The sequence below is a fragment of the Kitasatospora sp. NPDC057542 genome (genome assembly GCF_042801945.1).
Lineage (GTDB): Bacteria > Actinomycetota > Actinomycetes > Streptomycetales > Streptomycetaceae > Kitasatospora.
This window is the reverse complement of record NZ_JBHVFE010000360.1, coordinates 1-9,401: the sequence shown is the minus strand read 5'-3', so window position 1 is coordinate 9,401 and position 9,401 is coordinate 1. Positions and strand designations below refer to the sequence as shown.

The following is a 9,401-nucleotide window of genomic DNA, read 5'->3' as shown; positions in this document are numbered from 1 at the left end:
GCACCCGACACGTCGGGTGCAGCCGGCCTCATGTGGGGGCCTGGAGAGGCGTCGGGTGGCCGAGCCGAGGTAGGGAGCCGTGGGTGGGGGGACGAGCAGCGGACCGTTCGGAAGCCCCGGGTCCCGGGGACGTGACCGAGGGGCGCCTCGGGGGCGGCGCGCTGGAGGCTGCGATTCAGGACCGTGCAGCAGGTCGCGGACGCCTCGACCTGAAGTTCGGCACCGATCACACCGGGCAGGGCCGGCTCGCTGCGTTCGCGCGGAGCAGCCGGGGCCGAGCGGCGGCGCGCCGAGCTCGGTGCCCGTGACGTCGGCGGACGCGACGGGACGTTCGGTGCCGGCCGAGCCACTATGGGAGGAGGCTCACGGGCTCACTGGTCGGGTCGAATGGGGTGCTTGTGATGGGCGTGCTGTGGCATCCGTCGCCGAGGCCCGGACTCGAGGCCGCCGAGGCGCCGGCCGGGCGCGGTCTGGACGAGGCGGCGCGGATCCTGCGATCGGCGCCGGCCCGGCTCGACGCGTACCTCGGCGGCCTCTACCTGCTGTCGGAGGACCGGCAGGTGCTCGAACTGGCCGTGACACTGGGGGCCGCCCGGCAGTTCACCAGGCCGTGGCAGCGCGTCGGCATGACCGCACCGGTACCGGTGGCCGAAGCGGCGCGCAGTGGCCGGGTCGTCTGGGTGGCCGGCTCGGACGACATGGCGCGCAGGTACCCGAGGGTCGCGCTCGCCATGCCGTACGCGTTCTGCCTCGCGGCCGCTCCGCTCGTTGCGCGAGGGACCACGTACGGGGTCGTCTTCGTGTTCTGGCCCGCCGCGCATCCCCCAGAAATGTCGCACGGCGAACGGGACCGGTTCGACGCCTTCGCCGCGAGCCTGGCCGAGGTGCTGGCGGAGGCGGCCCGGGCAGGCCGTCCGGTCCGGGCCGGCCCGCGCCCCGAGGTGGCGGAGCGCGGTTCCGCCGCCCCCCTCGCCGCGATGGCGGAACGGCTTCCGGAGGGCATCTGCGGCATCGATCTGGACGGCAGGCTGGCCGTGGTCACACCGGCCGCCGCCGAGCTGCTGGGCGAGCCGGTCGAGCGGCTGCTGGGCGTACGGCCGTGGGCGGCCCTGTCGTGGCTGCGGGATCCGGTGTTCGAGTACCACTACCGGACCGCGGTGATCAGCGGGCAGTCCATTTCCTTCGTCGCGTTGCGGCCGCCGAACCGGTGGCTGTCGTTCGAGTTCTTCCCGGACCCGTCCGGACTGACCGCGCGAATCGTCTCCGCCGACGCCGCCCGCCGCGACGGGCCCACCGGAACGCCGTCCGACCGGGCGGCGCACACGCGGCCCGGAGCGCTGTACCACCTCCTCCACTTGGCCGGCGCGCTGACCGAGGCCGTCAGCGTGCAGGACGTGGTGAGCATGGTCTCCGACCAGATCGTGCCGGCGTTCGGCGGTCAAGCCGTGGCGGTGCTGATGGCCGAAGGGGGCCGACTGCGCATCGTGGGCCATCGCGGCTACCCACCCGGCCTGGTCGACCAGTTCGACGGCACCCCGCTGACCGCGCCCACGCCCGGTGTCCGGGCGTCCACCAACCCTGTGCCGACGTATTTCGAGAGCCGTGCGGAGTTGGAGCGGCTCTACCCGGGCCGACCCGAGACGCAGGACGGGATGGCCGCCTGGGCCTATCTGCCGCTGGTGACCTCGGGCAGGCTGATCGGCACCTGCGTCCTGGCCTTCGCCGAGCCGCACCACTTCGATCTCGAGGAACGGGCCGTCCTCACCTCGCTCGGCGGACTGATCGCCCAGGCCCTGGACCGTGCCCGGCTGTACGACACCAAGCTCGGCCTCGCCCACGGCCTCCAGGAAAGCCTGCTGCCCCGTGCGCTGCCGGACGTCCCGAGCCTGGAGGTCAGCGCCCGCTACCTGCCGTGTACCGAGGGAATGGACGTCGGAGGCGACTTCTACGACCTCATCCGGGTCGGGCCCGACACGGTGGCCGTCGTGATCGGCGACGTCCAGGGCCACAACGTCAACGCCGCCGCGCTGATGGGCCAGGTCCGCACCGCCGTCCGTGCCTTCGCCGCGGCCGATGCCGATCCGAGCACCGTGCTGTCCCGCACCAACCGCCTGGTGGCCGACCTGGACACGGCCTTGCTGGCCAGCTGCGTCTACCTGCGCGTCGACCTCGCCCGGCGCGAGGCCTGGCTGGCCGACGCCGGCCACCCGGTGCCCCTGCGGTACGGCCCGGACGGCAGGGCGGACGCACTGGAGCCGCTCGTCGGCATGGTGTTGAACGTCGACCCCGCCGCCGACTATCCGCAGATCCGCGTCGACCTGCCGGTCGGCACCACTCTGGTCCTGTACACCGACGGCCTCGTCGACACCCCCGGTGCGGACCCCGACCAGGCGCTGGCCGACCTCACCGCCACGCTGGCCCGCCACGGCGGCGAACCGCTCGACCGGCTGGCCGATGCGCTCGTCGATCGGGCCGGGCACGGAGAGTACCGCACCGACGATGTCGCGCTGCTGCTGATCCGGTCCGTCCCCCGGTGAGCCGGGACGGGGCGGGGCCGCTTCCGAGGGCCGACGGGCATGGCGCACGCGGGTATGTCGCAGAGCGTGCCAGAGAGGGGTCCCCCGTGTGCTGTGTCCCGCTCGTGCCCGGGGCGGGACCATAGGTGTATGGCGAAAGACACGGGCCCCCCTCCCCGGGCTCCGGGCAGAGCGGCTGGTCGCAGTGGGCAGCGGCATCCACGCCCGATGCCGCGGGAGCCGTCGGTGCGGCGTCTGCGGTCGGTGACGAGCATCCGCAGCGTCGCCGGCCAGATGTTCCTCATGCAGGTGTTCATCGTGCTGCTGCTCGTGGTGGCGGCGGTCGTCGCGCTGCTGGTCCAGTCCCGCAGTGACCGGTACGCGGCCGCGCGCGACCGATCGCTCGCCGCGGCCGAGGCGTTCGCCCACGGCCCCGGCCTGGTGGCGACGATGCAGGGCCCCGATCCCAGCGCGGTGCTCCAGCCGCTGACCGAAGCGGCCCGGAAGGGCGCCCAGGTCGACTTCATCGTGGTGGCCGACCGGAACGGCATCCGGTACACCCACCCCGAGCCGGAGCAGATCGGCAAGAAGTTCGTCGGCACCATCGATCCGTCGCTGCACGGGCTGGTCACCGTCGAGCGGGTGCACGGCCCGCTCGGCCCGGAGTACCAGGTGGTGGTTCCGGTGGAGGACACCCACGGCGGGGTCGTGGGCATCGTGTCCGCCGGGATGAAGGTCGCCAACGTGAGCAGCGCGATCAACCGCCAGCTGCCGGTCGTCCTGGGCGCCGGCGCCGTCGCGCTCGGCCTGGCCACGGCCGGAACGGCGCTGGTGGGCAGGCGTCTCCTGCGGCAGACCCGCGGCTTGGGGCCGGAGGAGATGACCAGGATGTACGAGCACCACGACGCGGTGCTGCACGCGGTGCGCGAGGGCGTGGCCATCGTCGGCGGCGACGGCCGGGTCCTGCTCGCCAACGACGAGGCGCGCCGGCTGCTGGACCTGCCTCCCGACGCGGAGGGGCGCGCTGTCACCGACCTCGGCCTCGACCCCCGTACGACCGAGCTGCTGCTCTCCGACAGCGCGGTCACCGACCAGGTGCTCCCCGTCGGCGACCGCCTGCTGGCCGTCAACAACCGTCCCACCGGCAGCGGGGGAGGCCCGCCCGGCAGCGTCACCACCCTGCGCGACTCCACCGAGCTGCGCGCCCTCGCGGGGAAGGCCGAGGTCGCCCGCGGTCGGCTCAGGCTGCTCTACGACGCGAGCATGGCCATCGGCACCACGCTGGACGTCCAGCGCACCGTGAAGGAACTCGCCGACGTGGCCTCCCGGGACTTCTGCGACTACGCCACCGTCGACCTCGCCGAAGAGGTCCTGCGCGGCGAGGAACCGCAGCCCCTGGCGGTCGGTGCCGGGGTGGAGCTGCGGCGGGTGGCACTCACGGGCATCCGGGACGATTCGCCGCTGTACCCCGAGGGCAAGCTGGTCCGGTGGGCGGGGACGACCCCGCAGGCGGCGGGCTTCGTCAGCGGGCGGTCCGCGCTGGTCCCCGAGCTGGCGACCGACGTCGGGTGGCGCACGCAGGATGTCGAGCGCACGCAGGCGGTGCTGGAATTCGGCCTGGCGTCGCTGATCACCGTTCCGCTGACGGCGCGGGGCGTGCTGATGGGCATCGCCTGCTTCTGGCGCGGCCGGAACAGGGGCCCGTTCGAGGACGAGGACCTGTCCGTGGCCGAGGAGCTGGCCGCCCGGGCCGCCGTGTCCGTCGACAACGCCCGCCGCTTCACGCGTGAGCACACGATGGCCGTCACCCTGCAGCACAGCCTGTTGCCGCGCGCGTTGCCCGAGCAGAGCGCCGTCGAGGTCGCCTACCGCTACCTGCCCGCCCAGGCCGGGGTCGGCGGCGACTGGTTCGACGTCATCCCGCTGCCGGGTGCCCGGGTCGCGCTCGTCGTCGGCGACGTGGTCGGCCACGGCATGCACGCGGCCGCGACCATGGGCCGCCTGCGCACCGCCGTCCAGAACTTCTCCACGCTCGACCTGCCGCCGGACGAGCTCCTCGGACACCTGGACGAACTGGTCGCCCACATCGACCAGGAGGCGGCCGCAGCCGTGGGTGAGCTCTCGATCACCGGTGCCACGTGCCTCTACGCGATCTACGACCCCACCACCGCCACCTGTGCGCTGGCCCGGGCGGGCCATCCCCCGCCCGCCCTCGTCCACCCGGACGGCGCCGTGGAACTCCTCGTCCTCCCCGCCGGTCCGCCGCTCGGCGTGGGCGGGATGCCCTTCGAAGCCACGCAGGTGCGACTGTCGCCGGGAAGCAGCCTGATCCTCTACACCGACGGCCTCGTCGAGGACCGCACCCGCGACATCGGCGTCGGCCTGGACACCCTCACGGCCGTCCTGGCCCGCCCCGACCGATCGCCTCAGGAGGTCTGCGAAGCCGTGCTCGACGTCCTGCTGCCCGACCGGCAGACCGACGACATCGCCCTCCTCGTCGCTCGGACCCGCGTGCTGGAGCCCGATCGGATCGCGGAGTGGGAGGTGGCCTCGACTCCGGAGGCCGTGGCCCAGGCCCGTGCCGAGGCCACCCGACGGCTCGCCGAGTGGGGTCTTGACGAGGCCGCCTTCGTCACCGAGCTGGTGCTCAGCGAACTGGTGACCAATGCCATCCGCTACGGGACCGGACCGATCGGGGTACGGCTGCTGTACGAGCGCACGCTGATCTGCGAGGTCTCCGACACCAGCAGCACCGCCCCGCACCTGCGCTACGCGGTCGCGGAGGACGAAGGCGGCCGCGGCCTGTTCCTCGTCGCCCAGCTCACCGAACGCTGGGGAGTCCGCTACACCCCCGAGGGCAAGATCATCTGGGCCGAGCAGTTCCTGTGACCGGGCGTCCGGGCGCCCGGACGAACGGGGAACCGTCCCCAGGCCCACCCTTGGCGGAACCCACCGCGCGCCTGGACCAGGGGGGAGCTAACGTTGCGTAGCGGGGGAGAACTCTGTGTGACTATCGCGGGTCGAGGTCGTCGAGCCTCGGGGCCCCGGGCCGCCCTTCAGGAGGCAGTGCATGAGATTCCAGGTATGTTCGAGCGCGCTGGCGACCGCCGTGCTCACCGTCGGCCTGACCGGCGCCGCGACCCCGGCTGGGGCGGCGGACCATACGCCGTTCCTCGACCGCCTGCACACGGTGTCCAGGGTCGGGTCCACCGTTCCGGCGAACGGCGACCTGAACCCGTACGGCACGTTCGTGATCCGAGAAAGCGTCGGTGACCTGCACCGGGGCAACATCCTGGTCAGCAACTTCAACAACTCGGTGCCCCCGTCCGGCGAACAGGGCAGGGGCACCACGCTCGTCCAGCTCACCCCGGGCGGCCAGACGACCACGTTCGCCACGATCGATCCGAACAACCTGCCGGGCCCCTGCCCGGGTGGGGTCGGACTGACCACGGCGCTGACCGTCCTGCCCGGCGGCTGGGTCGTGGTCGGCAGCCTTCCGACCGCGGACGGCACCTCGGCCACGGCCCAGGCCGGCTGCCTGTTGGTGCTGGACAGCCACGGGACGGTGCGCGAGACGATCGCGGGTGACGGCATCAACGGCCCGTGGGACATGACCGCGGTCAGCTCCGAGCGGCGCGGCGGCTCCGAGCGGCGGAGCGAGCTGTTCGTGACCAACGTGCTCAACGGCACGGTGGCCGCCGGAGGTGCGGAGGTCGACGAGGGCACCGTGCTGCGGATCACCCTGAGCTCCGAGGGGGACGGGCCGCCGAAGCGGGTGGCCACCACCGAGATCGCGTGCGGCTTCCCCGAGCGGACGGACCCGGACGCCCTGGTGGTCGGACCGACCGGCGTGGCCCTGGACAAGGACGGAACGCTCTTCGTGGCCGACACCGTCCGCAGTCGGATCACCGCCATCCCCCGCGCTCTGACCCGCCACGACAGTGACGGTATCGGGAAGGTCATCAGCGAGGGCGGCAGTCTCAACGGCCCGCTCGGGATGGCCCTCGCGCCCGGGGGCGACATCCTGACGGTCAACGGCGGGGACGGGAACATCGTCGAGACCACCGAGCGCGGCCGGCAGGTGGCGGTCAAGCAGATCAACTCCGAGGGCAATCCGCCCGGTGCCGGTGCGCTCTTCGGCCTCGCGGTGGACCTGGACGGCGACGCGGTCTACTTCGTCAACAACGCCGACAACGAACTCGACGTTCTGCACTGAGACCTGAGCGCCATGCCCGAGGAGTAGGGGCCTCCCGGGCCGCAGGACGCCCTCCTGCGGCCGGGTGGCGCCCGGGTGCGGGCGTGGGGATAGCCGCGCTGCCGGCTGCGGTGACCCCCACGCCCGGCATTGTCGTACCGGGACCCGCCACACCGCTGCCGCCGGTGGTCCACCAGTCCCCGGACCAGGCGCGCGCGGTGATGTGCTCGGACAGGGCCAACCCGCCGGCCGGTGCCGACTTCCCGGCTCAGGCGGCCCTTGCCCTTGCCCTCGCCCGCTCCCGCTCCGGCGAGGCCGGCCCGTACGTTGCCCGGACCGGCGAGCGCTGCGCCGACCGGCCGGTCCGGGACCGCACGACCGACTCCCTCGAATCCGATCTCGCCGACGACTCCTGAGCGGAGCCGTCGGCCGACCCGTCGCCATGGGTGGCGCATCTTGTCCGTACAACTCGATGCGTTCGTCTGCCGTATGGCGGGCAGTCATGAATGGGCCGCCGGACGGTCCCCCGGACACGCTGTCCTTGGGGGCGCCGTCCTCCACTTCCTGACATGCAGAGGTCAACCCACCCATGGCAGAGCTGAACCGCCGCCGATTCCTCCAACTCGCGGGCGCGACCGCCGCGTTCTCGTCGCTGTCGCAGAGCATCGCCCGAGCCTCGTCCATCGCCCCGCTGGGGAGCACCGGCACCCTCCAGGACGTCGAGCACATCGTCGTGCTGATGCAGGAGAACCGTTCGTTCGACCACTACTTCGGGTCGCTGAAGGGTGTCCGCGGCTTCGGCGACCCCCGCCCGGTGACCCTGCCGAGCGGCAAGCCGGTGTGGCACCAGACGGACGGCCTCAAGCGGGAGGTGCTGCCGTTCCGGCCTCAGGCCAGCGATCTCGGGATGCAGTTCATCCAGGACCTCAACCACGACTGGGCCGGTGGTCACAAGGCGTTCAACAACGGCAAGTACGATCAGTGGGTACCCGCGAAGACGGCCACCACAATGGCCTACCTGACCCGCGATGACATCCCGTTCCACTACGCGCTCGCCGACGCGTTCACCATCTGCGACGCCTACCACTGCTCGTTCATCGGTTCCACGGACCCGAACCGCTACTACATGTGGACGGGCTGCACCGGCAACGGCGTCACCGGCAACGGTCCGGTCCTCGGCAACCAGGAGGCCGGCTACAGCTGGACGACCTACCCCGAGCGGCTGGAGAAGGCCGGGATCTCCTGGAAGATCTACCAGGACATCGGTGACGGACTGGACGCGGCCGGTTCCTGGGGCTGGATCGGCGACGCGTACCGCGGGAACTACGGCGACAACTCGCTGCTCTACTTCGACAACTACCGCAACGCCAAGCCGGGCGACCCGCTGCACGACAAGGCCCGCACCGGCACCAACGCCAAGGCGGGCGACGGCCTGTTCGACATCCTGCGGCGCGACGTGCAGGCGGGCACGCTGCCGCGGATCTCCTGGATCGCCGCACCCGAGGCCTTCACCGAGCACCCCAACTGGCCCGCCAACTACGGTGCCTGGTACGTCTCGCAGGTGTTGGACGCGCTGACGTCCAACCCCGATGTGTGGGCCAGGACCGCGCTGTTCATCACCTACGACGAGAACGACGGCTTCTTCGACCACGTCGTGCCGCCGTTTCCGCCCTCCTCCGCCTCGCAGGGCCTGTCGACCGTCGCGACCACCGCCGACTACCACGCCGGCAGCATCGGCTACTCGGCCGGACCGTACGGTCTCGGCCAGCGGGTGCCGATGCTGGTCGTCTCGCCCTGGAGCACCGGCGGCTACACCTGCTCGGAGACCTTCGACCACACCTCGATCATCCGCTTCATGGAGCGCCGCTTCGGCGTCCGGGAACCCAACATCTCGCCCTGGCGGCGTGCGATCTGCGGCGACCTGACCTCCGCCTTCGACTTCACCACGTCGAACGCGACCCCGGCGGCGCTCCCCTCCACGGCCGCCTACCTCCCGCCGGACCGCACCCGGCACCCGGACTACGTGCCCACCCCGCCCGCCGGCGGCACCATGCCGAAGCAGGAGCCGGGCGCGAGGCCCACCCGCCCGCTGACGTACGCGCCGTACGTGGACGGTTCGGCCGACACCGCCACGGGCAAGTACCGCCTCACCTTCAGCGCGGGCGCGGCGGCGGGCGCCCAGTTCCTGGTGACCTCGGCCAACCGCACCGACGGTCCGTGGACGTACACCACGGAGGCGGGCAAGACGATCGCGGACGCCTGGAACACCACGTACTCCAAGGGCGTCACGGACCTGACCGTCCACGGCCCGAACGGCTTCCTCCGCCGCTTCCGCAACCCCGGCACGGTCGCCGGGCCCGAGGTCACCGCCCGCCACAACCCGACCACCGGCAACCTCGACCTGACCATCGCCAACCCGGCCGGCGCGGACGCCGTGATCACCCTGACCAACGCCTACGGCGGCACGCCGCAGACGCTCACCGTCCGCCGGGGTGCGACCGTCACGTGCACCGTCGACCTGAGTGCCTGCCGCAGGTGGTACGACGTGACCGTCACCGCAGGCGCGACCGCCGACTTCGTGCGCCGCCTCGCCGGCCACATCGAGACCGGCGCCCCCGGCCTCTCCGACCCGGGCATCGTCACCTACTGACGGCACACCTGCACCGCCGCCCCGGGCACGTGGGTGCCCC

General features: G+C 72.4%; 5 protein-coding genes. All 5 read left to right on the top strand.

The window, feature by feature from the left end; translation table 11 throughout:
- Positions 1-401: 401 nt before the first annotated feature.
- Entirely contained in the window at positions 402-2,537 is a 2,136-nt protein-coding gene (locus ACFU7Y_RS32680) for a SpoIIE family protein phosphatase (protein ID WP_224280313.1), read from the top strand.
- Positions 2,538-2,744: 207 nt separating this feature from the next.
- Complete coding sequence (locus ACFU7Y_RS32675) at positions 2,745-5,405, top strand: SpoIIE family protein phosphatase (protein WP_380770545.1); 2,661 nt, start codon at positions 2,745-2,747, stop codon at positions 5,403-5,405.
- A gap of 181 nt (positions 5,406-5,586) precedes the next feature.
- Positions 5,587-6,732 carry a hypothetical protein gene (locus ACFU7Y_RS32670; protein ID WP_224280296.1) on the top strand — a complete coding sequence of 382 codons (1,146 nt, stop codon included), beginning with the start codon at positions 5,587-5,589 and terminating at the stop codon, positions 6,730-6,732.
- 83 nt (positions 6,733-6,815) lie between these two features.
- Positions 6,816-7,127: a hypothetical protein gene (locus ACFU7Y_RS32665; protein WP_224280295.1), complete on the top strand. Its 312-nt coding sequence runs from the start codon at positions 6,816-6,818 to the stop codon at positions 7,125-7,127.
- Between the two features lie 173 nt (positions 7,128-7,300).
- Complete coding sequence (locus tag ACFU7Y_RS32660; RefSeq protein WP_224280293.1) at positions 7,301-9,361, top strand: phosphocholine-specific phospholipase C; 2,061 nt, start codon at positions 7,301-7,303, stop codon at positions 9,359-9,361.
- Positions 9,362-9,401 lie beyond the last annotated feature (40 nt).